This is a genomic window from Actinoplanes sp. NPDC049681, assembly GCF_044465265.1.
Classification (GTDB): Bacteria; Actinomycetota; Actinomycetes; order Mycobacteriales; family Micromonosporaceae; genus Actinoplanes.
Window position 1 is genome coordinate 359,902 of the sequence record NZ_JBITLP010000009.1, and the last position, 25,017, is coordinate 384,918.

Annotated in this window: 21 protein-coding genes; 9 read left to right on the plus strand and 12 right to left on the minus strand. The window is 71.2% G+C overall.

Translation table 11 applies throughout. The features are described from left to right. The first annotated feature begins 336 nt into the window (after positions 1-336). The 3 genes from ACIBO8_RS31630 (at position 337) to ACIBO8_RS31640 (ending at position 3,153) form a co-directional block, all read left to right on the plus strand. Positions 337-1,404: a fatty acid desaturase family protein gene (locus ACIBO8_RS31630; RefSeq protein ID WP_396119055.1), complete on the plus strand. Its 1,068-nt coding sequence runs from the start codon at positions 337-339 to the stop codon at positions 1,402-1,404. A gap of 233 nt (positions 1,405-1,637) precedes the next feature. Next, on the plus strand, positions 1,638-2,093 hold the full coding sequence (locus tag ACIBO8_RS31635; protein WP_396119056.1) for a hypothetical protein: 456 nt from the start codon (positions 1,638-1,640) through the stop codon (positions 2,091-2,093). A gap of 367 nt (positions 2,094-2,460) precedes the next feature. After that, the gene (locus tag ACIBO8_RS31640) at positions 2,461-3,153 is read left to right on the plus strand and encodes a DUF4389 domain-containing protein (RefSeq protein WP_396119057.1); all 693 of its coding nucleotides are present in this window, start codon (positions 2,461-2,463) and stop codon (positions 3,151-3,153) included. A gap of 315 nt (positions 3,154-3,468) precedes the next feature. Here ACIBO8_RS31640 and ACIBO8_RS31645 read toward each other — a convergent pair whose 3' ends face one another. Continuing rightward, positions 3,469-3,990 (minus strand): GAF domain-containing protein, encoded by a 522-nt coding sequence (locus tag ACIBO8_RS31645; protein ID WP_396119058.1) that lies wholly within the window; start codon positions 3,988-3,990, stop codon positions 3,469-3,471. A gap of 278 nt (positions 3,991-4,268) precedes the next feature. On the opposite strand from ACIBO8_RS31645, the gene ACIBO8_RS31650 reads away from it, so the two are divergent. Continuing rightward, positions 4,269-4,493 carry a hypothetical protein gene (locus tag ACIBO8_RS31650; RefSeq protein ID WP_396119060.1) on the plus strand — a complete coding sequence of 75 codons (225 nt, stop codon included), beginning with the start codon at positions 4,269-4,271 and terminating at the stop codon, positions 4,491-4,493. A 163-nt stretch (positions 4,494-4,656) separates the two neighbouring features. Here ACIBO8_RS31650 and ACIBO8_RS31655 read toward each other — a convergent pair whose 3' ends face one another. Continuing rightward, the gene (locus tag ACIBO8_RS31655; RefSeq protein ID WP_396119061.1) at positions 4,657-5,481 is read right to left on the minus strand and encodes an ATP-binding protein; all 825 of its coding nucleotides are present in this window, start codon (positions 5,479-5,481) and stop codon (positions 4,657-4,659) included. A gap of 539 nt (positions 5,482-6,020) precedes the next feature. On the opposite strand from ACIBO8_RS31655, the gene ACIBO8_RS31660 reads away from it, so the two are divergent. Both ACIBO8_RS31660 and ACIBO8_RS31665 read left to right on the plus strand, forming a co-directional pair. Next, entirely contained in the window at positions 6,021-6,482 is a 462-nt protein-coding gene (locus ACIBO8_RS31660) for a hemerythrin domain-containing protein (protein WP_396119062.1), read from the plus strand. 88 nt (positions 6,483-6,570) lie between these two features. Then, complete coding sequence (locus ACIBO8_RS31665; protein ID WP_366153337.1) at positions 6,571-6,729, plus strand: hypothetical protein; 159 nt, start codon at positions 6,571-6,573, stop codon at positions 6,727-6,729. A gap of 138 nt (positions 6,730-6,867) precedes the next feature. On the opposite strand, the gene ACIBO8_RS31670 is transcribed toward ACIBO8_RS31665, so the two are convergent. The 4 genes from ACIBO8_RS31670 to ACIBO8_RS31685 all read right to left on the minus strand — a co-directional run bounded on the left by ACIBO8_RS31670 (position 6,868) and on the right by ACIBO8_RS31685 (position 13,141). Beyond that, positions 6,868-8,127: a PP2C family protein-serine/threonine phosphatase gene (locus ACIBO8_RS31670; protein WP_396119063.1), complete on the minus strand. Its 1,260-nt coding sequence runs from the start codon at positions 8,125-8,127 to the stop codon at positions 6,868-6,870. Between the two features lie 116 nt (positions 8,128-8,243). Next, on the minus strand, positions 8,244-9,827 hold the full coding sequence (locus ACIBO8_RS31675) for a diguanylate cyclase (protein ID WP_396119064.1): 1,584 nt from the start codon (positions 9,825-9,827) through the stop codon (positions 8,244-8,246). A 51-nt stretch (positions 9,828-9,878) separates the two neighbouring features. Then, positions 9,879-11,588 (minus strand): aldehyde dehydrogenase family protein, encoded by a 1,710-nt coding sequence (locus tag ACIBO8_RS31680; RefSeq protein ID WP_396119065.1) that lies wholly within the window; start codon positions 11,586-11,588, stop codon positions 9,879-9,881. Then, a complete protein-coding gene (locus ACIBO8_RS31685; protein WP_396119066.1) occupies positions 11,585-13,141 on the minus strand; it encodes a GMC family oxidoreductase in 1,557 nt (518 codons plus the stop codon). Before ACIBO8_RS31685 ends, ACIBO8_RS31680 begins: the two co-directional genes overlap by 4 nt. Positions 13,142-13,280: 139 nt before the next feature. On the opposite strand from ACIBO8_RS31685, the gene ACIBO8_RS31690 reads away from it, so the two are divergent. Continuing rightward, positions 13,281-14,462, plus strand: a complete 1,182-nt coding sequence (locus tag ACIBO8_RS31690) for a PucR family transcriptional regulator (RefSeq protein WP_396119067.1) — start codon at positions 13,281-13,283, stop codon at positions 14,460-14,462. Here the strand turns inward: ACIBO8_RS31690 and ACIBO8_RS31695 are convergent. Beyond that, positions 14,423-17,095, minus strand: coding sequence for an NB-ARC domain-containing protein (locus ACIBO8_RS31695; RefSeq protein ID WP_396119069.1), 2,673 nt, complete (start codon positions 17,093-17,095; stop codon positions 14,423-14,425). The genes ACIBO8_RS31690 and ACIBO8_RS31695 overlap by 40 nt on opposite strands. 267 nt (positions 17,096-17,362) lie before the next feature. On the opposite strand from ACIBO8_RS31695, the gene ACIBO8_RS31700 reads away from it, so the two are divergent. After that, positions 17,363-17,656: a hypothetical protein gene (locus ACIBO8_RS31700; RefSeq protein ID WP_396119070.1), complete on the plus strand. Its 294-nt coding sequence runs from the start codon at positions 17,363-17,365 to the stop codon at positions 17,654-17,656. Positions 17,657-17,843: 187 nt separating this feature from the next. After that, positions 17,844-20,414, plus strand: coding sequence for a S8 family serine peptidase (locus ACIBO8_RS31705; RefSeq protein ID WP_396119071.1), 2,571 nt, complete (start codon positions 17,844-17,846; stop codon positions 20,412-20,414). 13 nt (positions 20,415-20,427) lie between these two features. Here ACIBO8_RS31705 and rsgA read toward each other — a convergent pair whose 3' ends face one another. From rsgA to ACIBO8_RS31730, 5 genes are all read right to left on the minus strand, one after another. Further along, positions 20,428-21,468, minus strand: coding sequence for a ribosome small subunit-dependent GTPase A (gene rsgA, locus ACIBO8_RS31710; protein ID WP_396119072.1), 1,041 nt, complete (start codon positions 21,466-21,468; stop codon positions 20,428-20,430). A gap of 70 nt (positions 21,469-21,538) precedes the next feature. Next, positions 21,539-22,312, minus strand: a complete 774-nt coding sequence (locus ACIBO8_RS31715; RefSeq protein WP_396119073.1) for a GNAT family N-acetyltransferase — start codon at positions 22,310-22,312, stop codon at positions 21,539-21,541. Next, complete coding sequence (locus ACIBO8_RS31720) at positions 22,309-23,595, minus strand: MFS transporter (protein ID WP_396119074.1); 1,287 nt, start codon at positions 23,593-23,595, stop codon at positions 22,309-22,311. Before ACIBO8_RS31720 ends, ACIBO8_RS31715 begins: the two co-directional genes overlap by 4 nt. Further along, positions 23,589-24,617: a pyridoxal phosphate-dependent aminotransferase gene (locus ACIBO8_RS31725; protein ID WP_396119075.1), complete on the minus strand. Its 1,029-nt coding sequence runs from the start codon at positions 24,615-24,617 to the stop codon at positions 23,589-23,591. Before ACIBO8_RS31725 ends, ACIBO8_RS31720 begins: the two co-directional genes overlap by 7 nt. Next, a complete protein-coding gene (locus ACIBO8_RS31730) occupies positions 24,614-24,985 on the minus strand; it encodes a cupin domain-containing protein (RefSeq protein ID WP_396119076.1) in 372 nt (123 codons plus the stop codon). The genes ACIBO8_RS31725 and ACIBO8_RS31730 overlap by 4 nt, the downstream gene beginning before the upstream one ends. Positions 24,986-25,017 lie beyond the last annotated feature (32 nt).

Genomic DNA, 25,017 nt, shown 5'->3' on the forward strand with positions numbered 1-25,017 from the left:
GCGGACGGTGTCTGCGGAAATCGTGCGATCAGCATCCGGATCACCGGGCTGCGGACCGCGCCACGCCGGCCGAGGCCGGCGCGCCGATGGCGATCCATCGGACGTCGCCCACTGTACGCGCCGTCGAGAGCGATCGGCGTCAGGTGGGTGCCGACGGCCTGTCCCAGGGAAACCGTTGCACCGGTTTGCCCGGTTCGCAGCCGGGTAGGATAGCTCATCACAGCCAAGCCCTCGCGGCGACGCGGCCGTCCAGACTCCGCGGCCCTCGTCGTCAATTCACGGTTCGCCAGCCCGGCACCTCCGCTCCTGCCAGGCATTTCTTCTAGGAGTCGCGCCATGAGCGCACCTGTCAAGCAACGGCCGAAATCGTCCGGTAGCGATTTCGCCGCATTGAATCGTCAGATCATCGACGCCGGGCTGCTCGATCGGCGGCCGATCTACTACGCCGTACGCCTCATCGTCGTCACCGCGATGTTCGCCGGTGGCTGGATCGCTTTCGCCATGGTCGGCTCGTCATGGTGGACCCTGCTGGTCGCCGTTTTCCTGGGAGTCACGTTCGCCCAGGTCGGCCTGCTGGGCCACGACGTCGCTCATCGCCAGGTGTTCCGCACGAAGAAACCGAGCGCACTGGTGGGCCGGATCCTGGCCAACGCCGGTGTCGCGATGAGCTACGGCTGGTGGACGGACAAGCACACCCGCCACCACAACAACCCCAATCACGACGAGCTCGACCCGGACGTCCAGCCGGAGCTCCTGATCTGGGCCACCGAGTCCGCCTGGGGCCGGCGGGGCGTGAAGGGCTTCGTCAGCCGCCACCAGGCAGGGCTGTTCTTCCCCCTGCTGACGCTGCTCAGCATCGACCTCCGTGTCTCGAGCGTCAAAGCGCTGCTGCGGCCGGGCATGAAGCGTCGCGGCCTCGAGGCCGGCTTGCTGGCCCTCCATGGGATCGCGTACGTGTCCGCCCTGCTCGTGGTGCTGTCGCCGCTCCAGGCCCTGGCGTTCTTCCTCGTGCACCACGCGGTGTTCGGGGTGTACCTGGGCATGACGTTCGCCCCGAACCACAAGGGCATGCCGCATCCCGACGGGGGCGAGGACTACCTGCGCAAACAGGTGCTGACCTCGCGCAACGTCACCGGCGGCCGGGTGACCGACGTGCTCCTCGGCGGCCTGAACTACCAGATCGAGCACCACCTGTTCCCGGCGATGCCCACGCCGAACCTGTCCAAGGCGCAACCCATGGTCCGCGCGTACTGCACGCGGGTCGGGGTCCCCTACGAGGAGACGAGCCTGATCGATTCGTACCGCCAGGCGCTGCGCCATCTGCACGCCGTGGGGGCGCCGCTGCGCGAGGCGCGACCGCAGCGGGTTCTGTCGCCCCGCCGCTTCACCAGCCCATCCCGCTGAGTCTCTGTCAGCCACCGGCGCAGCCCGCGAGGATTTGCGGTCCGGCGGTCCGGCGGTCCGGCGGTCCGGCGGCCCGGCGGTCCGGCGGTCCGGCGGTTCTGCCACCGGCCCCGGACGAGGGACCCGGTGGCTGCGGGGCACCGGCAGGCCGTACGGTGACGGCAGAGCTCGATGACCACGTGCCTGTCGCTCCAGACCTCGGCGGCCTCTGATGTCCGACCGCCTGGAGTCCCATGATCAACGATCCTCGCGAACCAGCCGACCGCCGACCGCGCACCGAAACGGCCGGTGCCGGACCGGCAACGATCGACATCCCGCAGGCCACCGATTCCGTCCTGATCGATCTGATCTCCCAGGGCAGTGTCCCGGCCTTCGTCGCCCTCTTCGACCGGACATCGGAGGCGGTCCACACCGAGCTGACGGTCGAGCTGACGGGTACTAGCCGGACCGGTGAGATCTTCGCCGCCAGCTACGCCGAGGTGTGGTGGCTGGCGGGTCACCATCGCACGCTGGAAGCCGACGCCATCGGCTGGATCATCAGCATCGTACGGCGCCGGATCGCCGAGGCGTCTCGGGAGACCGTTCGGCCCGGTGCCCGTACCGTCCTGGAGGGCTTGCGGCCCAGCTATGCCGAGCTGGAGGTCGCGGCCCTCCTGAACCGGCCGGTCGACTGTTTACGACAACCCTGACCGCGTCTCGCCGATTCGCCGGCACCGATGGTCCTGCCTCGGCGAAACACCTGATCGTCGGTACTACCCGACCGGGATGAAGCGTAGAGTCAGCGGCGTCCGGCCTCGTCGGAACATCGACGTCACTCCCGGGCACGCTGTTCGAGACCCCGGCAGCCCCCTGCGGCGACGCCGGCTGCGTCCAGCAGCGTTGAGCGGAATCAACTGCAGGGAATCGAATCGGCACGCGCCCAGCAGCCGGTCCGTGCACCGTACGCCGGAAAGCCACTCCCGAGCCAACCATTCCCGACCGGGCCCGCGCTCCGACGGCTCTGCGGTGCACGCCGACGTGCCGGTCGACCGTCCACACCTTTGAAGGAGGACCGTCATGACCGTGACATCCGCCTATCCTGTACGCGTCGACGCGCAGTTGGAACCGAACCTGTCCCGCTGGCTGTGGCTGGTGAAATGGGTCCTCACGATTCCGCACTACATCGTGCTGTTCTTCCTATGGGTCGCCTTCCTCGTGTCGTCCGTCATCGCGTTTTTCGCCATCCTGTTCACCGGCCGCTATCCGCGGGCGATCTTTGATTTCAACGTCGGCGTGCTCCGCTGGGGCTGGCGAGTAAGCTACTACGCCTACAGCGCCTTGGGCACCGACCGATATCCGCCGTTCACACTGGCCGAGGACCCCGATTATCCCGCCCACCTGTACGTGACCTACCCGGAGCGCCTCTCCCGGGGACTCGTCCTGGTGAAATGGTGGCTGCTCGTCCTGCCACACCTGGTCATCGTGGGAATCCTGGCCGGCGGAGGCGCGTGGTTCGCCGCGAACTCCGACACCCACGGGTACAGCTGGACCGCCGGCGGGCTCATCGGCCTGCTGGTGTTGATCGCAGCGGTCATCCTGACCGTCACCGGCACATATCCGCGCGGCCTCTACGACTTCATCCTCGGCCTCAACCGATGGGTCCTGCGGGTGGCCGCCTACACCGCGCTGATGACCGACGTCTACCCGCCGTTCCGCCTCGACGCCGGCGGGACCGATCCCGCGACCACCGTCATCGAGTCCATCGGGTAGCGCCGGGGCCCGAGCGCGCGCGACACGGCGGGCGTGTGCAATACCGGCCGGCCACCGGATCAGGTAGTTCAGCGCCATCCGGGCCTTCAGCGGCTTCGCTGACCGGCCACACTCCATCCGCCGTGAACGGCCAGGACGACGGTGGCGCCGTGCGGTCGGAAAACCCGCGCGGTGGGTGACCGGCGGCGGGGCTCTGCCGGTCCTCGGCGAGTTGTGTCGGCGAGCGCCGGGCGGACCTCGCCGACGCGTTGCGCGGACAGCGCCCGGTCGCCGGAGCCGGCCGGAGCGGTCATCCGCGCGGGGCGGGGCCGAGGTTCAGTGGGTCGTGCTCGCGGGGTCGTCGACGAGTAGCACCGCCACCGCGGCGGCATAGGAGGTGGCCCGGCCATGGTCGCAACGGGACAGCGGGCCGGGGCTGGCCCGGCACAGGTCCAGCACTGCCACCGGCGCCCCACCGACCAGTATCGGGAAGGCGAACATCGCCGCGACACCTCGGTGCCGCGCCTCGGCGGTGAATGCCGGCCACCGTACGGTCGCCCCCGAGTCTGCCAGGTTCTCGACCAGCACCGGCGTGCGTGAACGCACCGAGTCGAGGCACGGGCCCTGGTCCAGGCTGATCTGGAGGTCCTCGATCTGGTCGATCAACGACCCGTCGGTTCCCAGCACGAACCGCCGCGCCGCGCCGGGGAACACGGTCAACCCCACCCCGGACATGGCATCGAGCGAGGCGCGGCAGTGGCCGCAGACAGCGGTGATGCCACCCGCGGCTCGCAGAGTCGTCACCAGCTCGCCGGGCGTGTCCTGCCGCGGCGGCTCAGTACCGAATCGGCCGGTCACGACGCCCACCGCCATGGGCGGTCCACGGCGGGCACGGCGAAGACGGACAGAGAGCTCATCAGAGCCTCCGATCATGGGGAGTTCACGACACCCGTCCCGGTTCGGAGGCGATAGTCGGTAGGCCGGGTCGAATAGGACCAAGTCACCCGAACGAGTCCAACGCCTGCAACGCTACACCCGCTGAACTCGCCGGACCGGCAGCAGCCATGCCCGGGCCGGCCGAGCATCCTGCGAACGCGTCACGGCACCTGGCATCCCGGCTCGAGTAGCTTGGGAACATGGCGACTACGGTGCTACGCGTACGGCTCGTCGGCGGCGACCGTATGGACATCACGTACGACGAGCCCGATATCTCCGATGAGGATCAGCTGTTGGAACACGTGGTCTCGACCTTGGCACGAGATTCCGGAGCCTTGCGCACGGAACATGGCGGGCGACTCGTCGTGCTCTACGGCCGGGGTGTCGCTGCGATCGAGGTCGCGCCGCGCGGGGCCGTGGTCTGAAGGGGACCGTGGGCATCTGCGTCCAGCTCCGGGAACGGACCTCGTGCGGCGCGGTAGCCGGATCATCCGGCACGGTCCTGGTGGTGCGTCCGGGACCGGCGGCTGGTCGCCGCAACGCGATCTTGCGCCGGCAGGCGACAGATCGATACGACGGCCGTTCCGGTCAGATCACGGCGGCCCACACCACCTTGCCGTCGTGCGTCGGCACGGTGCCCCACGAGGCGGCTGTCGCGTGCACCAGCCGCAGTCCTCGTCCCCGTTCGCCGAGCGATGCCTGCGGGGCGATGAGCATCAGCTCACTCGCGTGCGGGAACCTTGCGACGCAGTCATGAATCGCCACGTGCAGTCTTGCGTTGCTGCGTGACACGGTCACGACGAAGTCGGTGCGAGCGTGTTCCACTGCGTTGGCCGCCAGCTCGGACGCGATCAGCCAGGTGTCATGCAGCAGCTTCTGCCGATCCCATGCACGACATGCCCGCGTGACGAGGGTGCGGGCGACCTTGACCGATGCCGGCCGGGGCTCCAGCCGGATCTGCAGACGATCCGCGCGAGACATTCGCCCGGCGGTCGCCGCTCGCGCCTCGGGCAGGGTGGTGTACGCGCGCGGTTGCGGTCCTTGGAGATATCGGAGGCGCCGACTCAACGCTGTTGCGGTGGGCAGGCAGAAAGTCACGTACACCGGCGCGGCTCCGAGCCGGGCCTGTCGCCACAGCGCCAACCAGAACGGAAGGCTCCCTCCGTGAGGATCCCCCAGATCGTGCAGGTCGACGATGATCGCAGCAGAGGGCCCGGCCAAGCACATATGCAAGGCGGCGGAGACTTGTTCACTCAGCTGTGGGGACCACCGACCGTAGACCGCGACCTCCACCACCACCATGCCGACGTCACCGGTGACCGCCACTCCCGTGCCAAGACGATCGGCGGCGGAGGTGAGCAGGTACGGGGACTCGAGCGGCTGCACTTGCGCGTGACGACCCGCCGCCGTCACCGTGAACCTTCCACCCGTACGAGGGTGTCACCCTGTCGCACAACGGATAGGTGTTGCGACGGGTCTAGGACGACCACAGCTGCTCCCCGGCACCTTGTCAGATTTGGTGCGCCACCGAGGACTGGGGCAGCGGGCCGGCGACAATCGCCATCTCCGGCACCGCCACGCTATATCAGGGTCGGCGGGTTCACTGGTCACCCTGAGAGGGATGGTTGAAGGGTCGCGGACGTGCATCACGTTTCGCCGGGCCCGGGGTCGTGCGCCCGCTTGGCGCTGCCAGGGCCCTGAACCGGCGATTCACTTCAGGGGTCGGCGGCAGCGATGCCGCTATCGCGATCGTGGCCGCGACATGCGATGGGGCGGCCGCCCGCCAGCGTGATCTGGTGACGGGCGCGCGGTGCAGATGCGCGTCCCCCACCGTCGTCGGTGCCCTAAACCAGCTTCCTGCCGTACCGATGTGCACGCCCTGGGGGGGCGTACTGTTGGTGGTGACACCGCCCTGGACCTCGGCGCTCCGCTCGGCACGCCAGGAGGCGGCCATGGAAGCTTTCCAGGTAGTGATCTCACCCGACATCGTCGACGTCCTGCGTCATGAGCACCGGCAGATCCGACAGCTGTGCACCGACGTACAAGAGGCGGGACCGGATCGGAAGAAGCGTTCCCTCATCGCCCTGCAACACGCCGTCCACCTGCACCAGCTCGGCGAGCTCAGTGTCGCTCACCCGGCCGCCCGCAACAGCAGCGCAGAAGGTGACGCCGTTGCCCTCACCTCTCAGGCCAACGGTGAACAAGTCGAACGTCTGCTCACCGAAATCGGCCACCTCGGCGCTACGCATCCCGACTTCGACGCCAGGTTCGAGGTCTTGGCAGACGCGCTGGCCGACCATGCCCTGCATCAAGAACGCGATGAATTTCCGCTCCTGCGCCGCTACGTGCCCACCCAACGGTTGCACATGATGGCCAGCGAAATGCATGACGTTCAGACCATGGCCCGCTGCTGATACCTGGCGCGTGCCAGCACAAGACCTGAAGCCGAGGCGTCGTCGCGGTCGGCCGCTGCGAGTGCCCCAAGTGGAGACGGAGGCCCTCATGCTCGTACTTCTGATCGTTCTTCTCGTGCTCTGGCTCATCCTGGCGATCGTGGGCTTTGCCATCAAGGGCCTGCTGTGGCTGGCGATCATCGGGATCGTCCTGTTCGTGGGAACCGCTGCGATCGGCATGGTTCGGCGTCGGGCACTGCGCCGCTGAGCCCTTGGCGCCCCTCGGCGTCGAACGGCCGCGATACCGGGCACCGGCGCCATCAAGCTCAGCAGCCCAACAGCCCGATCCCGGCGGTGGATCCGTGGCCTGCCAGACACACGGCGACGCCGATCTCAGTGCTTCTCGTCAACCGCTCGATCTACTTGCGCGGTGGGGTTCCGCGCCGGCTGCGGTGTGTCGGGTGGTGCCGTGTCCGCCGTGCCAGTCGAGGATCAGAAGGCAAGCGTCGTCGGGTAGAACGGGGCCGGCGACGTCGAGGACGAGGTCGGCGAGGACACGTACGACCTCTCTGGGGTGCAGTTCGCCCAGGGTCTGTAGCCGGGTGGACAGGTCCAGGGCGGCGGCGCCGCGCTCCAGCATGCCGTCGGTAAGCAGCACCAGGCGGTCACCGGGCCGCAATTCGATCTCCGCAACCTGATAGGGCTTGCGGCGCAGCACCCCGAACGGCCGATTGGCGGGCAGCGTCAACGGTTCGGTGGTTCCGTTGCGGATGAGCAGCGGGAGGGGATGTCCGGCGTTGACGAGGTGGAGGGTCCCCGTGGCCAGGTCGAGGCGGCCGAGGAGCCCCGTGGCAAAGGGGGATTGGGCGGCGGCGTTGTCGGTGAGCGCATCATCCGCTGCCTGAGCCTGTTCGAGCAAGGTCCCGCCGCGGCGGCGGGCGTTGCGCAGGGCGCCGACGCACAGGGTCGCGGTAAGCGCGCTGTGCACGCCGTGGCCCACCGCGTCGGTGATGCTCAGGTGCAGCAGATCCCGGGCCAGGCTGTAGTCGAAGGTGTCGCCGCCGATACTGGCCGCCGGTTCCAGCCATGCGGCCAGCGTGAACGAGTCAGCCTCGCAGGTGAACGACGAGGGTAGAAGCCGCCGCTGGATCTCCGCGGCCAGAGTGAACGGACTCGTCCGCTGGCCCCACTCGAACAGGTCGGTGTGCCGACGGTTGGCGATCACCACGAACGCCAACGTGTGCGCGGCCCGCGACACCCGCTGCAGGACGTCTTCGGTCGGTGCAATCGGCAGCGCGACCTCCAACAGCCCGATAGCCTCGCCGCGCTGGGTGACCGGTGCGCGCACTACGTGCTGCCCGTCGACGTCCTCGACCAGCACCCGCTGAGCGCGGAGGGCCTGCTCCTGAGAGCCGCCGTCGAAGGGCAGCACCACCGCAACGTCCTCGTCCTGCCGGCGGCCGCCGGCCACGGCACCGATCGGGACGTGAGCCAGACGTACCAGGGCACGGCCGCTCATGTCCGCCACCAGGAACGAGACCCACGACGCGTCGACGCTCAACCCGATGGTGCGCGTCACCGCCTGCGCAGCGTCGACCGGGGCGGCTTTCTCCACCGCGAGCAGCACGTCGTTGAGATCCGAGCCGCTCATGTCGTTCGTGGTCACGCTGCGGAGCCTAGACCCGCACGATGCTGGTGGAACTGCGCCAACCCCAGCCGCCGTAACTCTTCGATCGTCATCGCCGAGGTGACGCGGGAGCGGAAGGACACCGACCGTGGAGCTCAAGGATGCACGGCCAGCCCGGCGCGGACCTGGTTGCGGCCACTCCCCTTCGCTTCGTACAGATGCTTGTCCGCCGCGTTGATCGCGAAGTCGAGCGTGGTGACGTGATCGAGCAGAACGGCTCCGATCGATACCGTCACCTTGATCGTCCGGCCATCGGGCAGGTCGATCGGCCGGTCGCAGACCGCCAGCCGCAGGTTCTCGGCGATCAGGCTGAGCACGTCCGAACTGGGTATCCGGCGCAGCAGGGCACAGAACTCCTCGCCGCCCCACCTGCCCACGACATCGTCGCGCCGCACGTTCGCCGTCATGCGCCGGGTCACCTCGACGATCACCGCGTCCCCGGCGTCGTGGCCGTACCGATCGTTGATGCCCTTGAAATGGTCGATGTCGACCAGAAGGATGCCGGTGCCGATGTCGTCGGACCGGACGTCCTTCATGGCCTCGCCGAAGGCGCGCCGGTTCGCGGTTCCGGTGAGGGGATCGACCCGGGAAAGGTGGTCGGCCTCCGCGCGGGCCTGTTCCAGCGCCGCGGCTGCCCGGCGGACGTCGGCGAACAGCAGTCCCACCCGTCCCAGCAGAGCGAGGAAGCTGACTGCGGCCAGCCCCACCGCGAGCAGGTTGACTCGTGCTACCGCGGCGTAGAGGAACACGGCGAGGATCACGAGCGCGCATCCCGCCGGCGCCACGAACATGCGACGCCCGGTGACTTCGACTCGGGCCAGCTTCTCGCCGGAATGCCAGGCCGCACGCGCGAGCGCCACCCCGACCAGGGGCCAGCAGCCGTAGAGCACCCGGTCGGTCAGGTGCGACGACAGGTACGCGCCGTCGATCACCGTCGATGCGAGGAGGCCGGCGACAAGCCAGGCCCAGCTTCCCGAGAGCCGCCAGCCGTGCACGCCGAGGATGCTCGCGACGAATGCGAGGAGCAGCATGTCGCCGATGGGGTAGGCGAAGGCCGCGAAGACGGCGGCCGGGTTGTTGCCGACGTCCGGGTGCAGGCTCGAATCCAGGATCGTCGCGGCGTACAGGGCGCCCGCCGCCGCACCCACCACGATCCCGTCGAGCCACAGGTTGCGAGGCACGGCGGCGATCCGGCGACGCAGCAAACTCACCAGGCCGGCCCCGACCAGCGGATACCAGGACATCCAGAAGGCGTCCCCGGCACTCAACACCGGGTATGCGGCCAGGTCCTGCAACTCGAGGATCGAATAGACGTTGCCGGCAGCCCACGTGGCCAGCGCCGCGCTCATGCACGACCAGGCCAGGCGCTCCACAGGACTCATGACCGCCCTGGCGAGACACGACAGCGCGGCGACGACGATCGATGCCGTGTACACGTCGTACAACACGCCCGGGCGACCGAGCGCGACACGCGGCCCCAGAACCGCCGCCACCGCCGCCGTGAGCGCCAGGGCCGCGCCGACGAGAACGAACACCAGGCCGACCCGCCGAGCGCGGTCCGGCGTGCGCTCACCGGTCCGGCTTCGCACCATGGCTGCCACGGTCGGTATATCGGACAGAAACCCGCATACCTGAGGACGGTCATGGGCGGCGGCGCCGAGCTGCGGAAGCCCTGCCATGCCGGCCGCGACGCTGCGGCAGGCAACGGTGACGGGCCAGACTCTGCCGGGTCAGCCGCGCAGGGCCGATGCGAAGATCCTCGGCAGGGCGGACCAGCGCGGCGCGGCGGCGAAGCCGGTGAGCAGCCGGCCGGTGGTGGCCGCGGTTCGGTTGGTGACGAACCACGGCGGCTTCGGCGACAGCCCGAACTCGCCGTGCATGATCGAGCGGGGCGCCGGACGGAACGGACCCCGGATCACGCTGCGCTCCGGGCCGTCGAGCAGGACGGCGTTGTGCACGACACCGATCCCGCTCTGCACGTCGCCGATGGTGTGTCCCGGGTACGCCCCCCAGGTCGCCGTCGGGGTCAGATAGCCGACCCCGGTCCACGCGTTGACCGCGACCGTGCCGTACCGCAGATCCGCGATCGCTTGGTCGAACCGCGGACCGAGGGCGGCCATGGTGCGCGGATCGGCCACCACGTTCACTCCGAGGGTTCCGGTGAATGCCGTGTTCGCGGTGGCGACCGCCTCGGCCAGGAACGACGCGGCGTCGCCGGGCAACTCGAGCACGGCCAGGACCGGCGCGAAGTACTCGTCGGCCAGCGCGGGGCCGGGATCCGCCGGGTCCAGGCCCCCGATCAGCACCCGCTCCCCGATCCGCTGCGCGCCCGGGTACGCGGCGACGGCCCGGGCCACCCGGTCATCGCTGCCCGGGTAGTAGCAGGGCCGGTCCGGGGTCCTGGCCAGCGCGGCGTGCAACTCGGTCAGAAAACGGTCTTTCTGCGCCCAGTCCGAGCTGACCACCACGACCTGCGCCGCGATGCAGTTGTAGCCGCCGTTGTGCAGCCGCTGGGTGGCTACATGCTCGGCCTGGAAACGCAGGTCCGCGGGGCTCCAGGTGCCGGGCACCACGATGGTCGGGGACACTCCGCCCAGCTCGCTGGTGACCGGCTTCTCCAGCAGAGGCGTGCCGGCCTGCTTGCGGGCGGCGCCCTCCGGGCCGGTACCGAAGACGATCGCGTCGTGCGTGGCCGCGCTGCCCGTCAGGTGCACGTGCGCGGTACCCGGGTGGTGGACCAGGTACCCGCCGAGGTCCGCGCCTCCGGTCAGCACCCGGACCAGGCCGGCGTCGATCAGCGGCGCCAGTACCCGGCGGAACACGTCCAGCATTCCGTCGGCGAGGGGATTGAGTTTCAGGGCCACGACCCGGTTGTGCGCGTACAGCTCGTACAGCACGTCCAGGACCGGGATCGAGGTGACGTTCCCGGCGCCCAGCACCACACCGACGCCGCCGGTCTCGGTCGGCCGGCGCTGGCCGAGACCGGCCCCGGCGCGGACCGCGTTCTCCGTGACCCCGGGCGGCATCCACACCTCGGCGCTGAACCCGTTCAGCAGCAGCCGGTCGTAGAGGGTGTGCGGCAGGACCCGGACCGCGACCCGACCACCGGGCGCCCGGCCGAACGAATAGCCGTCGACCGGGCTGGCACCCCGCTCCAGGGCCCGCAGGCTCTCCGCGAGGGCGGCGGTGCCGGTCAGTACCGCGTACGGGCCGCTGATCCACTCCTCGCCGAGCAACGGGCTGTCCTCGGGCAGCCTCTTGTAGGCCGCCGCGGCGCGGACCCAGGCCTCCGCCTGCTGAGCCGTGGCCGCGTGCACCCGTTGCAGCAGTTCCCGGCGGCGGGCTACGTCGTACCCCGCCCACGTGTATTCGCCCCGGGCGAGATCGGCCACGGCGCGGTCGACGACCTGCGCCTGGTCGGCGGCGAGTGCTGAGTTCATCGGGTCACCTCCTGGATGAGATCGGCGGCCTTCTCCGCCGCCATGATGGTGGGCGCATTGGTGTTGCCGCGGGGCACGGACGGGAAGACCGACGCGTCGACGACCCGCAGTCCGGCCACCCCGTACACCCGCAGCTGCGGATCGACGACGGAGCCGATCGCGCAGGTGGAGGTGGGATGGTAAAGCGTCATGCCGACCCGCCTGACCCAGGCCAGGACGTCCGCGTCCGAGTCGGACGCCGGTACGTCGAACGCACCCGTGACGAGGCCGGCCACCGGGCGCTGCGCGGCGATCTCCCGGGCGATGCGCACCCCGGCGACGATCGACTCCCGGTCCTCCGGGGTGGTCAGGTAGTTGTGCAGGATCCGCGGCGCAGCGTCCGGCCGAGCCGACCGTAGCGTCACGTACCCGCGGCTGGTCGGCGCTACCACGGCGGGACCGAACGCGAACCCGTGCTCCCGGACCGGGCCGAGGCCCCCTTGATGGAACAGCACCGGGGCGGCGTGAAACTGCACGTCCGGCACGGTGGAGTCGGCGCGCGTACAGAAGAAGCCGCCGGCCTCACCGACGTTGGACGTCAGCGGTCCGCGCCCCTCGCGCTGCAACAGCTCGACGTTCCCCGGGGTGGCCGCGGTCAGCAGGGACTCCACGTCGGTGCGGAAGTTGAGCAGCGACATGACGTGGTCCTGCAGCCCTTCACCGACCGGGAGATCAGCCACGACGCCGATACCGAACGGGGCGAGCACCGCCGCGGGCCCGATCCCGGACAGCATGAGCAGCTTCGGGGACTCGTACGCCCCGGCGGAGACGATGACCTCACGCTCCGCCCGGACCGGCGCTACGGTGCCGTTGCGCTCGACGTCGACCGCCGCCGCCCGGCCGTCCTCGAACACCAGGCGGTGGGCACGGGCACCGGACAACACGGTCAGGTTCGGCCGCGCCATCGCGGGGTGCAGATACGCGACCGCGGCACTGCAGCGCAGGCCGGCCCGCTGGGTCAGCTGGTACGCACCGACACCCAGTTGCGCCTCGCCGTTGAAGTCCTCGTTGTGCTTGTACCCGGCCTGCACCGCCGCCTCGACGAACGCGGTGGCGAGCGGGTGGTGGGACCGGCCGTCCGAGACCGTCAGCGGTCCGCCCGCGCCGTGGAACCGGCTCTCGCCGCGCTGGTTGTCCTCGGACCGCCGGAAGTACGGCAGCACCTCCTCGTACGACCAGCCGGTCGCGCCACCGGCGGACCACCCGTCGTAATCCGCCCGGTTCCCCCGGATATAGATCATGGCGTTGATCGAGCTGCAGCCGCCGAGCATCCGGCCCCGGGGCAGATAGATCCGCCGACCGTCCAGGCCCGGCTCGGGTTCGGAGTCGAGTGCCCAGTCGAGGTCGGTCATGAACATCTGGCTGAAGGCGGCCGGAACATGGATCTCCTGGGCGGTGTCCGGACCGCCCGCCTCGATGAGCGCGACCCGGACGTCCGGGTCCGCTGACAGCCGAGCGGCCAGTACGCACCCCGCGGAGCCGGCTCCGACGATGACGTAGTCGTAGCTGTCCATCCGATTCCTCCCTCACCGGAGCGCTGCCGTCCCGGTGACCTGCATAGTCACCCGGTCCGCGGATCCGGGCCATAGGCGGCGGGCGGGACTTCGGACGCGGCTCTTGTGCAGCCGCACAACGGTGGTCCAGACTCCGACGATGACGACGGCCGTGCACGCAGACGGGTACGTGGCAGAGCTCGTCGACCGGCTGCTGAGCCGCGTGGACGCGCTCACCGACGAGCTGACCTCGCAGATCCTCAGCGGCGAGCACTCGTACGCCGAAAGCACCCGGATCAGCCACGATCAGCTGCGGACAGCCGTGCACGACAACCTGCAGACGATGCTGCTGGCGCTGCGCGGCGGCCCGACATCGCTCAGCGCCCCGCGCGCGGCCGGCCGGCTCAAAGCCGAGCAGGGCATCCCGCTCGCCGCCGTGCTGCACGCCTTCCGGCTCGGCGGCAGGTTCCTCTGGGACCGGCTGCTGAGCATCGCCCGCGACGAGGAGACTGCGACCCGGTTGCTGCACAAGGCGTCCGACGTGTGGGCGGTCATCGACGAGTATTCCGGCGCCGCGGCCGAGGCGTACCAGGCGGCCCTCGACGAACAGGCGGCCCGGGACGCGGACGTCCGGGGTCTCATGCTCACCACGTTGCTGGACGGCACCGCCGGCACGGCTACGGCGGCCTTGGAGATCATCCGAGTTCTGCACCTCGACCGCCAAGGTGCGTTTCTCGTCGTGTGCGCCGAGACCGGAGACGATGCCGAACCGCTACCGGCCGACGAATACGGAATGCGCCGGATCGGAGTGGACACTCAGTGGGTGGAGTACGGCGGGAACCGGATGGGCCTGCTCGCCCTGCCGCACGAACAGCTGGCGGGCGCGGTACGTGATCAGCTCTCGGCCGCCGCGGTCGCCCGCGTAGGGATCAGCCGGCCGTTCACCTCTCCTGTGGAGGTGCCAGGCGCGCGACGGCAGGCGGAGATCGCAGTTCGGTGCCTGCCGTCCGGCGTCCGCGGCGCCCACGTCTACGGCAGCGCACCGGTCGACATGCTCACCGCCGCTTGCCCCGACGTGGCCGCCGAGGCGGCCCACGCGATCCTCGGCCCGGTGCACGGCCTCCCGCCGGACGAGCGAATTCTCCTGCTGAGCACCCTGGACGCCTGGTTCGCCGCGGGCGGTTCCACGGCGGGGGCGGCCGAGCGGCTGCATTGCCACCGCAATACGGTCCTGTACCGGCTCAACCGCATCGCCGAACTGACCGGCCGGCACACCGCTCACGCGCAGGAGTGCGCCGAGCTCTACCTCGGCCTGCGCGCCGTCCGACTCGGTGCGGTGTGAGGGGTGGCGGGCGATGACTCCGCGGTGGTCCAGCGGGAGAGAAGCTCGGCCGCTTCGCGGGTACGGGCGTGCTCGGCACCCTGGATCTCACCCATCGCCGCCACGGTGGCCGTCAATTCCTCGACCGCCCCGGCCCGGTCCCCCTCCCGGTGGCGCAGTTCGGCGAGATGCTGCCGGACCCGCAAGGCGCGCGGGTGGGCGGGGCCGACGATGTCGTCGACGAGCTCCTTGAGGGCGGCCAACTCCGCTCTTCCTCGCACCGGATCGCCGGCCATCCCCCGCCAGTAGGCGAGGTTGGTGCGGAACGTGACCGTGGTCGGGTGCCTGCGGCCGAGTGCCCGCTCGGCGTCCTCGGCGGCGACAGCCAGTTCGTCGACTGCGAGATCGAGCCGGCCGGCCAGGCCCCGCCAGTACGCCAGGTTGTGCCGCGCGGCGAGCGTCTCGTGGTGCAGCGGGCCGAGAACGGCCGTGAACCCCTCCACGGCGGACTCGTACGTCGCGACGGCGCCGTGCGGGTCGCCGGTCTCGCCGATCCAGCGCCCCGAGTCGGACAGCGCCTGAAGCGTCTCCGGGTGCCGGGGCCCGAGCCGTTCGCACAGGTCCTCCGCCAGCTCGGCCAGTCCGGTGCGGGCGCCGGCCGGGTCGCCGGACAGGCCCCGGCACAGCGCGACGTAGCGCCGGGCATGCAGGGTCAGCCCGTGGTCGTCGCCGAGGACCGCGCCGGCAACCTCCGCGACGGACAGCATGTCGCGCAGGGCGTTCTGCGCGGCGCCGACTTCGAACTGCTGCCGGGCCTCGTGCAGGCGCACCTCCAGGGTGTCCGGATCGTGGGGACCCAGCAGCCGCTCGGCCTGCCGGCGCAGCGGCACCAGCAACTCGTACGCGCCCGTCGGATCACCGAGGTCACCGAGGGCCCGCGCCACCTGGGTCTGCAGGAACACCACGTCGCGGTGCCGCTCGCCGTGGCGGGAACGAGCCTGCCGCAGCAGGTCCTCGGCGGCGTCCCTGGCGGCGGCCGAGCGTCCGACGGCCGCCAGGTACTCGGCGACCCTGCGCAGCACGGGGTGCATACCCCCGTCGAACAGGTGGTCGCCGACCGCCCGGCGAACCGCCGCGACTCCGTCGTACACGGCGGCGGCGAGCGCGGGCTCGCCGTCGGCAGCGGCCCACGCCTCGTCGAGGGCGTCGGCGGCCGCGCGGGCCAGCTGCGGCACCACGGTGGGGGCGACGGCTTCCCGGACCGCCCGTTGCACGAGCGCATGCATCACCACGACGCCCTGATGGTGGTCGAGCAGGCTGAGCCGGTGCAGGGCGCGGAGCGCCAGCAGCGCGTCCCGCCGGCTTCCCCCGATCCACTCGCACGCCGCCGCGCTCATCAGTACCGGCTCGGGCGTACCGGTGGGGGCGAGGACCGCGGCAAGCTGCAGCATCGGCATGACGGTCCCCGGCGGCGCCAGAGCCGCGGCGCGGCCGGCGGCGAGCCGCCAGGTGGTGGCGACGGTACGGTCATGGCCGTCGGCCGGTGACGACGGCGGGAACAGGTCGGCGAGCCGTTCGCGATCGTCCTCGACGAGACGCCGGTATGCGGACACGTCCATGCCCGTGTCGATGAGGAAGGCGGCGGCCTGCGACAGTGCGAGCGGGAAGTGCCCGAGTGCCGCGGCCAGCGCGGCGAGTTCGGCGTCCGCCGGTTCGGGCGGGCCGACCACGGGGTCCAGCGACAGCCGGCTGCGCAGGTAGGCCACGGATTCGGCGGGGTCGAACATGCCGACGGGCACCACCCGCACCGACGGCCGGATCATCATCGCGTCTCGCCGGCGCGTGGTGACGATGGTGCGCCCCCGTTCCCCGGTCGGCCACAGTCCGTCCAGCTCGGCCGGGTCCTCGACGTCGTCGAGCACGATCAGCCATCGGCGGTCCGCTGCCCGCAGCCACGCCATCAGCAGATCGGCCTGGGTCTCCTCCTCGTGACCGTGGCCGTCCGTGCCGAAGGTGGACCCGTCCAGCGCCCCGTTCGCGATGGCTCGCCACACCCGGGCGTACGCGGTCAGGACGGACTGCCGCGAGGAGGCGGGCACCCAGGCGAACAGCCCGCCACCGGCGCGGGCACGGTGGAACGCCGCCGCTGCGAGTTGAGTCTTGCCGGCACCACCCGGTCCGGTCAGCAGCACCTGACGCACCGCTTGGTCCCGCAGTGCCTCGTCGATCTTGGTGGTCGGGGCCGGTCGTACGCGCAGCGATGCCGCGTCGCTCGGCGGCCGGCCCACCACCAGCGCAGGCACCGGTCCCGCGGGCGCGGGCGGCGACACCGGTGCCGCAGCAGCGGTGCGGTGCTCCCGCGCCGCACGCCACAGCCGGCGCCAGGCCTCGACCGGCCGGCCCGGTTCCCGGCCTGCGGCGACGCCTCCGGCCGCCGTCTCCATCGCCCGCACCAGCGCGGCGACCTGCTCGAAGTCGCGGGGCACCGAGCGGCCGTGCAACCACTCGCCGACACGGCGGGCGTTGACGGTGACGCGACGCCCGGACGGCAGGGGTGCCGAGGAGGCCCGGCGGGCGAGCATTTCGTCGGACAGCTCCGGCAGCCGCCGGCGCAGCTGCACGAGCGCGGCGGCGAAGGCCGTGCGGGGATCCATGGCGTCGTCATCAGGTCGTGGTGATCCGGATGCCATGCGCGACTCCTCGGCCCGGGGGTTCCCGCGATTGTAGAAGTCCGGGCGCCGGCGTCGGGGCCGCCTCCCGGACCGGGCCGCCCCGGGGACCGGTACGCGCCCGGCGGCGGGGCGCTGACCTGGGCGGATCCGTGGTGCGGCCGGACCGTCGCCCGCTGCCGGGACTGCTCACCGCCTACCGTCGGCCGTCCGGGACCGGGAGCGGTGCCCGTACGAGAGAAAGGTGGCCCCATGGCGCGCGCATTGCGGCGGAACGAACTCGACCGGTTGATCCGTTCCCATCGCAACCTCAAGATCTCGGCGGTGGCGACGCTGGTCCTGATCGTGCCGGTCATCGTCGCTCTCGCGGTTGCCGGGGTGCCGGTGGTCGCCGGCCCGGTCGTCGGCGTGGGGATCGGCATGCTGCTGCTGATCCCCCAGCGTCGCCTGCTCAAGGAGCTCGGGCTCACGAACGAGGAAGCCAAGCAGATTCTCGCGGCGGAACGGGTGCGCCGCGCCGACGGGCGCGGGCGGTCGCACACCTGACAGTCGAACCGGGCCGGCACGACCAGAGTGGAGCGACGCGACGGCCGACGAAGTCGGCGGCCGGGCCGTCGCCGCGACCGATCGGAGAATGATGCGTCACGTCAGGAACGAACGTTCCCGCAGCGCCAAGGCAGGGTGGGCCGCGTCGGCGGCAACGGCACTGCTCGCCGTGACGGCAGTGCCGTCCGTGGCTGCTGCCGCCGAACCCGCCCATCGTTACGTGGTCACGGTCAAGAGCAGCGGGGTGGTCGAACGGCTGCGGGATTCCGGCGTACGGGTGCGGCGTGTGCTGCGGCACTCGGTGCCCGGTTTCAGCGCCGACCTCACCCCGGCCGCCGCGGCCCGGCTGCGCCGCGATCCGGGCATCGCAGCCGTGACGATGGTGCACCCGGTGCATGCGACCGACACGCAGAGCGGGGCCACCTGGGGCATCGACCGGGTCGACCAGCGGGCCCTGCCGCTGAACGGGACGTATGCCTGGACCGGCGGTGGCGCCGGCGTCACCGTGTACGTCGTCGACACCGGCGTCAGCACCACGCACACCGAACTGGCCGGACGCAGCACCGCGGGCATCAGCACCGTAGACGACCCGTTCGGCACCACCGACTGCAACGGCCACGGCACGCACGTGGCCGCCACCGTCGCGGGCACCACGTACGGGGTCGCCAAGAAGGCCCGCATCATCGGCGTACGGGTGCTGGACTGCCAGGGCAACGGCACCGACGAATCGGTCGCCGCCGGCCTCGACTGGGTGATCGCCCACCACACCGGCGGCCCGGCCGTCGTCAATCTCAGCCTCGGCGGTGACCCCTCCGCGGTGCTCGACCAGGCGGTCACCGCAACGATCGCCGACGGCATCACCGTGGCCGCGGCGGCCGGCAACGACAGCGGGGACGCATGCCTGGTCAGTCCGGCCCGGGTGCCCGCCGCGCTCACGGTCGGCGCCACCACGCAGACCGACACGCTGGCCGGCTTCTCCAACCGTGGACCCTGCGTCGACGTCCTCGCGCCCGGCGACAGCATCACCTCGGCCGCGAACTGGTCGGACACGGCCACCACCACGATGTCCGGCACGTCCATGGCCACGCCGCACGTGGCCGGCGCGGCCGCACTGCTGCTGGGACGGGAACCGGCGCTGAGCCCGGCCACCGTCGCCGCCCGGCTCACGTCTCTCGCCACGCCCCGCGTGATCACCGGCGTGCCGGGGGACACCGCGAACCTTCTGCTCACCACGCTGACCACGGCGCTGCCGCTGACCGTACCCGGGTCCCTGCGGTTGCCGGACGCCCTCACCGGACGTTCCTACCGGATCGCCCTGCAGGCCACCGGAGGACTCGGGCCGTACACCTGGGGCCTCTCGGCGGGCGCGCCACCGCCCGGACTCACGCTGAGCTCCGCGGGTGTGCTGTCCGGTACGCCGTCGGCCGCCGGGTCGCCCGTCACCTTCTCCGTGCTCGTACGGGACAGTTCCGGCCGCAGCGCGACATCCGCAGTCACCGTCGCAGCCCGGTCCCCCGCGCTGCCGGCGCTGAACGAGTCGGTGCCGGTGGTACGCGCATCCGGCGGAGGGCAGCTGTCCAGCGACGCCGGCTCCCCCACGCTGAGCGCCGACGGCCGCTACGTCGCCTTCACCACCTCGGCACCGGTGGTCGCCGCCGACACCAACGGCAAGGCCGACGTGTACGTCACCGACCTGTCCACCGCCACGACGGCCCTCATCAGTCGCTTGCCGGCCGGCGCCGCCGGAGACGGAGAAAGCTGGGACGCGGACATCTCGGCGGACGGCCGCTGGATCGCGTTCACCTCGACCGCGCCGCTGTCGACGTCCGACACCAACGACACCGCGGACGTCTACCTGACCGACCGCACCACCGGCACCGTCAGGCTGATCAGCCGGCCGCCGGGCAGGAACGCGGCGGGCCACAGCGGTTCACCCTCGGTCAACAGCGACGGCGCCAAGGTCGGGTACGTGTCGTCCGAACCGGCACTGTGGAACGGCACCGGTTACGCCATCACCGACCAGGTCCTCGTCGCCGCCGTCGCCACCGGCACGCAGACCCTGGTCAGCGTCGACCGCTCCGGCGCACCCGGTGACGCCGCCAGCTCCGGCCCCGTGCTCTCCGGCGACGGGCGCTACGTCGGATTCACCTCCAGCGCCAGGGATCTGAGCGCCGCCACCGGCGCATCGCCGTCCTCGGCACACGCGTACCGCCGCGACCTGACCAGCGCGGGCACCCGCATGGTGTCAGCGTGGGCGGACGGCCGGGCCGACACGTGGAGCGAACTGCTCGACCTGTCCGCCGACGGCAGGTATGCGCTGTTCACCTCCTGGGATCACCTCACCGGCGACGTCGGCTCGTACACCACCCAGGCCTTCTGGCGCGACCTGACCACCGGCACCACGGCGGTGGCAAGCCGCGACCCGGGCGCCGCCGCCACGGCCGACCGGGTGGTGGCCGGCCGCCTGTCACGCGACGGGCTGCGGGCCCTGGTGGTCGTGGAGCGGCCTGACCCGGGCTTCGACCCCGCCAAGGACCGGCGCAGCGTCATCTCCGTGCCCGGGTTCTCCGGTACGACGGCCCGCCTGGGCGCCTGGTACGTACCGCTCCCGGACGACTTCACCGGCACGAGGCGTGCCTGGGACGGCGCGGTGCTCTCGCGCGACGGCACGTACGCCGCTGTCGCCACCACCGGCGGGTCGGCGGTGCCGGGCTACCAGGACGGACCGCTCGTGCCCCGGGTCACCCGGCTCCGGTGAGAACGGCCGGCGGTCAGCGTCGCTTGATGTCCTTGCACATCTGCTTCCAGACCTTGCGCTGTTCCGCCATGGCCATCGGATCGTTCTTGCGTTCCTGGTACGCCAGTTCCCGCTGGATCGACCGCCAGCTCTCGAGCCGGCGCAACGGTATCGTGCCCTGCGCGACCGCCTCCTCGACGGCGCATCCCCGGTCGCCGGCGTGGTTGCAGTCGCGGAACCGGCAGTGGTGGGCGGCCTCGAGGATGTCGGTGAACGTCTCGTCGACCGCCTCTTCGGAGGCCTGGAGATCCAGGGACCGGATGCCCGGCACATCGAGGAGGACACCACCGCCGGAGGTGAAGAAGAGCCGGCGTGTCGTGGTGGTGTGCCGGCCCTGCCCGCCCGCGCCGACCTCCCGTACGTTCTCGTTGCGGCCCTCGAGGGCGTTGAGCAGCGACGTCTTCCCGGCGCCGGACGCGCCGAGCATCGTCGTGGTCGTGCCGGGACCCAGGTACGAGCGCAGCTCGTCCAGGCCGAGACGCTGATAGGAGCTGGTCACGACGACGGGGACGCCCGGTGCCGCCTGGGTCGCGCGCTCCACGGCGGCAGCCGGGTCGGCGCACTCGTCGACCTTCGTGAGGACGAGGACCGGCGCGGCGCCGCTGTCCCAGGCCATCACCTGAAGGCGCTCGAGCGCCTTGAGGCTGGGGTCGCGATCGATCGCCAGAACGATCATGACGGTGTCGATGTTCGCGGCGAGGACCTGGGTGTCCCTGCCGTTGGGGTCCGGTCGCCGCAGGACGGTCCGCCGCGGCCCGACCTCCACGATCCGTCCGTCCTGGACGGCCACCCAGTCGCCGGCGACCGGGCGCAGGTTCAGGTCGCGGCGCAGGTCGAACGTCTCGAACACGGCCGGCCCGGCACCCGGGAACCACGCGAGTTCGACCGTCGGTCCATGGGCGATGACCACCCGGCCGGGTCGCCGGCCGTCGTCTGCCTCGACGAAGTCAAGGTTGTCGGCCGGCGACCAGCCGAGCCTGCCGAGCTCCTCCTGGACCGGGGAGGACGAGACCATGCGAGCGAACCCTTCGTCGGCGCGGCACCATCGAGGCCATCCTCGCATCCGGGCTACCGGACGCCGGGTTTCAGCGTGCCGTCATGTCCAGATCGTCGGCCTCGTCGATGTATCGAATGCCCGACAATACCGACGCCTGCGGCACCACGGTCACCACGCCTTCGGGAGCCGGCCCGTCCCTGTCCGCGCCGAACATGGCCAGGGCACCGGCGAGCCCCTCGATGGTCACCGGTACGTCCTGGTGCGTCGCCCACGAGTCGCGGTGCAGACGCAGCCGGTCGCTTCGCACCTGCTCACCCCGGACGACGTTGACCTGGATGCCGTCCTTGGTGAACCCGAGTTTCTTGCTGACCCCCAGCGACGGCAGGTTGTTCTGGCGGACCACGGACAGGACGTAGTCGGCGCCCAGCCCCTCGAACGCCAGGGCGAGCATGGCCGCGCGGGCCTCCGTACCGAATCCTCTGCCCTGGAATCGCCGGCCCAGCCAGGCGGTGACCAAGGCCTCCCGGCCGAGGGCGAAATCCTTCGCACCCAGGCTCTGGGTGCCCACCACGGTGCCGTCATGGACGACGACGAGGTAGAGGGTCCAGTCCTGAGGCGTCCAGGTCGCGGCAGCGTGCCACTGCCGTTGCAGCACTCGCCGGGCGACCACGTCCGGATCGCCGTCGGTCCACTGGGAGAAGAACGGCATGAACCCGGGCTCGTGCACACCCTCCGCCGCCCGGTCGGCCAGCGCATCCAGGTCCTGGTGGTCGGGCCAGCGCAGTTCCAGGCGGGGGGTGCGCAGGCGCAGACCGGACAGTGGCCAGTGATGAAGCATGGTGTTCCTCTCGAGAAGGGTCATGACTGCAGGGCGGGTTCGGCCGGGGCGGGTTCCTCGGTGCGCTCGAGGTCGAGATCGTCGGTGATCCGGCGCCGGAGCACCCAGACGAGGCCGCTGGTGAGGAGGCTGCCGGCGATGAGGAACACCATCAGGGGCAGTCCCTTCGACGGGGGCAGGAGAATCGCCGCCACGGCCGGGCCCAGCACGCTTCCGGACGACAGCATGGTCGAGAACAGGGCGTTGGCCCGGCCGCGCACCTCGTCACCGACGACGTCGTTGAGCAGCGCGCTCAGGACCGGAACGACCAGCACCTCGCCGACCGACATCAGCGTCACGCCGGCCGCCGCGAGGACGACGGCAGCCGTGCCGCGCTGGGTGCCCGCGACGAGGACCAGCAGCCAGCAGCCGGCGAAGAGCAAGCCGCTCAGCCCGACCAGAGTCGTGCGCCGCACCCGCTGCAACGCCGGCATGAGGGCGAACTGCGTGACGACCGCGACCACGATGTTGAGGGCGAAGGCGAACGAGAGGCCCCCCGCGCCCAGTGCGCCGCTGGCGGTGAGGTATCCGGGCAGACCCGAGCGGAACTGGCCGTAGCAGACCACCGAGGTCAGCAGCATGACCGCGAGGATCGCCAGCAGCCGCGGGTCCCGCAGAACCGACAGGTAGCTGCCGGGGCGACGCTCGGCGGGCCGGTCGGCGTCCGCCGTTCCCCGCGGCAGGAGCGCCGCCGTGACCAGCGCGGTCATGACGAAGGTGAGCCCGTCGGCCACGTACAGGGCGGAGAAGCGTTCGACCGCGGTGCCCAGGTGGGCGACGCTGACGAGGCCGCCGGCCACCACACCGACTCCGGTCATCCCGTTGAACACGGCGAAGTCCAGGGAGAAGACCAGGCTGCGCTGCGCTCCCTCGGTGACCGCCGCGTACATCGTGCGGAGTACGGTGCCGACGCCGCTGATGCCGATCCCGTAGACGACGGCCGCGGTGAGCGCGACGACCGGGGTGCCGGCGAGAGCGTACGCGGCGGTGCCGACACCGGCGATCGTCATGACGGTCGGCACGACGACGCGATACGGCATGCGGTCCAGCAACGCGCCCCAGACGAGTCCCCCGACAACGGCGGTGGCGGCCTGAACGGCCAGAGTCGCCGCCGGTACCCAGACCGGCAGGCCGCGGATGTCCCGCAGGTACACCCACAGGAAGGGCAGCACCAGGCCTCCGCCGAACGAGCTGACGGCGTTGGTCCACAGCAGCACCTTGGCCCGGCCCGGCAGCGCCGCGACCCGCGACCAGCTCGACCTCAGCACGACGGATCCCGCTCGGTCAGCGCGTCCAGCAGGGCGTCCAGCTCGGCTTCGGTGCCGAGCGACACCCGCAGGTACCCGGTGAATCCGAACCGTCCGGCATCGCGTACCAGGATCCCGTAGCGCTGCTCGAGTTCCCGCTCGAGGCAGGCGCCGTCACGGGTGACGGCGACGGCGACGAAATTGGTCACCGAGGGCAGGTACGCCCGTCCGCGGGCACAGAGCCGGTCGGCGAACCAGTCGCGACGTCGCTGCGTCTCTTCCCGTACGCCGGCGAGGTGTGCCTGATCCGCCAGCGCAGCCACCGCGGCGGCCTGCCCCGCACGGTTCGCCGAGAACGGCATGGTGCCCTGCGCCGAACGCAGCCGGCTGATCAGGTCCGGGGTCCCGAGCGCGTAGCCGATCCGCAGACCCGCCAGCGCGTACGCCTTCGAGAAGGTACGCAGCGCCAGCACCGGCGCCCCGCTGTCCAGGTAGTCCAGCGCGGACGGGGTACCCGCCGGGGCGAACTCCTGATATGCCTCATCCACGACGAGCGGTACGCCGGTTCGCCCGGCTGCCGCCACCAGCTCGTCCCAGTCGCCGGCGCTCAACGCCCCGCCGGTCGGGTTGTGCGGGTTGCACACATAGCCGACTCCGGCGTCGGCCAGGCCGGCCGTGAACGCCGCCACGTCGAGCCGTCCCCCGGCCAGGGCCACCGCACGGTGACCGCGCCCCACGGTGTCGAGGCAGATGCGGTATCCGGGAAAGGTGGCAGCGCTGACCAGGCCGGGCCGGTTCCGGTCCCCGATGACCAGCGTCGACAGCAGCACCAGTTCGTCGCTGCCGTTCGCGACGGCCACCTGACCGGGATCGAGCTTGTAGTGCGCGGCCAGCGCCTCGGTCAGACCGGTGCGGGCCGGGTCGGGGTAGACGTGCATCCGGTCGACGGCAGCGTGGGCAGCCGCCCGGGCGGCGGGGCTGGGGCCGATCGGGTTCTCGCTCAGGTGCAGCCTGATGCGGGCATCGGTCGGCGCGGCCGTCATACGTCCTCTCCCAGGAGCACGCCGAAGCAGTAGCTGCCGGGCTCGGCGGCGAGCGTCACGAACCGGTGCTCCGCGCCGGCCGGGATGTACAACGTGGCGGGCGAGGTGAGCTCGTGCTCGGTGCCGTCGAGGAGCACGGAGATCCGCGCCCCGCCCGGATTCGGGGACACCAGCAGGTAGATCTCGGGAACGGTGTGCCGGTGGGGGTCGGCGACCGGCTTGCCCACCTTGTCGCTGAGCTCCCCGCCGGCGATCTGCACCGGCACGCCACCGAACATGTCGGAGGTGAGGTAGAACGGCGCCGGCTGGTGGTGGCCGGCGACCGCGATCGGGATGGGCAGGTCGGTGCGGATCTGGGCGGAGGTCATGGGGGTCCCTTCAGGACAGCGGTCGGAGGTGC

Coding starts and splice junctions, on each gene's coding strand:
- ACIBO8_RS31630 (WP_396119055.1), top strand. CDS start 337: ATGAGCGCACCTGTCAAGCAACGGCCGAAATCGTCCGGTAGCGATTTC.
- ACIBO8_RS31635 (WP_396119056.1), top strand. CDS start 1,638: ATGATCAACGATCCTCGCGAACCAGCCGACCGCCGACCGCGCACCGAA.
- ACIBO8_RS31640 (WP_396119057.1), top strand. CDS start 2,461: ATGACCGTGACATCCGCCTATCCTGTACGCGTCGACGCGCAGTTGGAA.
- ACIBO8_RS31650 (WP_396119060.1), top strand. CDS start 4,269: ATGGCGACTACGGTGCTACGCGTACGGCTCGTCGGCGGCGACCGTATG.
- ACIBO8_RS31660 (WP_396119062.1), top strand. CDS start 6,021: ATGGAAGCTTTCCAGGTAGTGATCTCACCCGACATCGTCGACGTCCTG.
- ACIBO8_RS31665 (WP_366153337.1), top strand. CDS start 6,571: ATGCTCGTACTTCTGATCGTTCTTCTCGTGCTCTGGCTCATCCTGGCG.
- ACIBO8_RS31675 (WP_396119064.1), bottom strand. CDS start 9,827: ATGGCAGGGCTTCCGCAGCTCGGCGCCGCCGCCCATGACCGTCCTCAG.
- ACIBO8_RS31680 (WP_396119065.1), bottom strand. CDS start 11,588: ATGAACTCAGCACTCGCCGCCGACCAGGCGCAGGTCGTCGACCGCGCC.
- ACIBO8_RS31685 (WP_396119066.1), bottom strand. CDS start 13,141: ATGGACAGCTACGACTACGTCATCGTCGGAGCCGGCTCCGCGGGGTGC.
- ACIBO8_RS31690 (WP_396119067.1), top strand. CDS start 13,281: ATGACGACGGCCGTGCACGCAGACGGGTACGTGGCAGAGCTCGTCGAC.
- ACIBO8_RS31695 (WP_396119069.1), bottom strand. CDS start 17,095: ATGGATCCCCGCACGGCCTTCGCCGCCGCGCTCGTGCAGCTGCGCCGG.
- ACIBO8_RS31700 (WP_396119070.1), top strand. CDS start 17,363: ATGGCGCGCGCATTGCGGCGGAACGAACTCGACCGGTTGATCCGTTCC.
- rsgA (WP_396119072.1), bottom strand. CDS start 21,468: ATGGTCTCGTCCTCCCCGGTCCAGGAGGAGCTCGGCAGGCTCGGCTGG.
- ACIBO8_RS31715 (WP_396119073.1), bottom strand. CDS start 22,312: ATGACCCTTCTCGAGAGGAACACCATGCTTCATCACTGGCCACTGTCC.
- ACIBO8_RS31725 (WP_396119075.1), bottom strand. CDS start 24,617: ATGACGGCCGCGCCGACCGATGCCCGCATCAGGCTGCACCTGAGCGAG.
- ACIBO8_RS31730 (WP_396119076.1), bottom strand. CDS start 24,985: ATGACCTCCGCCCAGATCCGCACCGACCTGCCCATCCCGATCGCGGTC.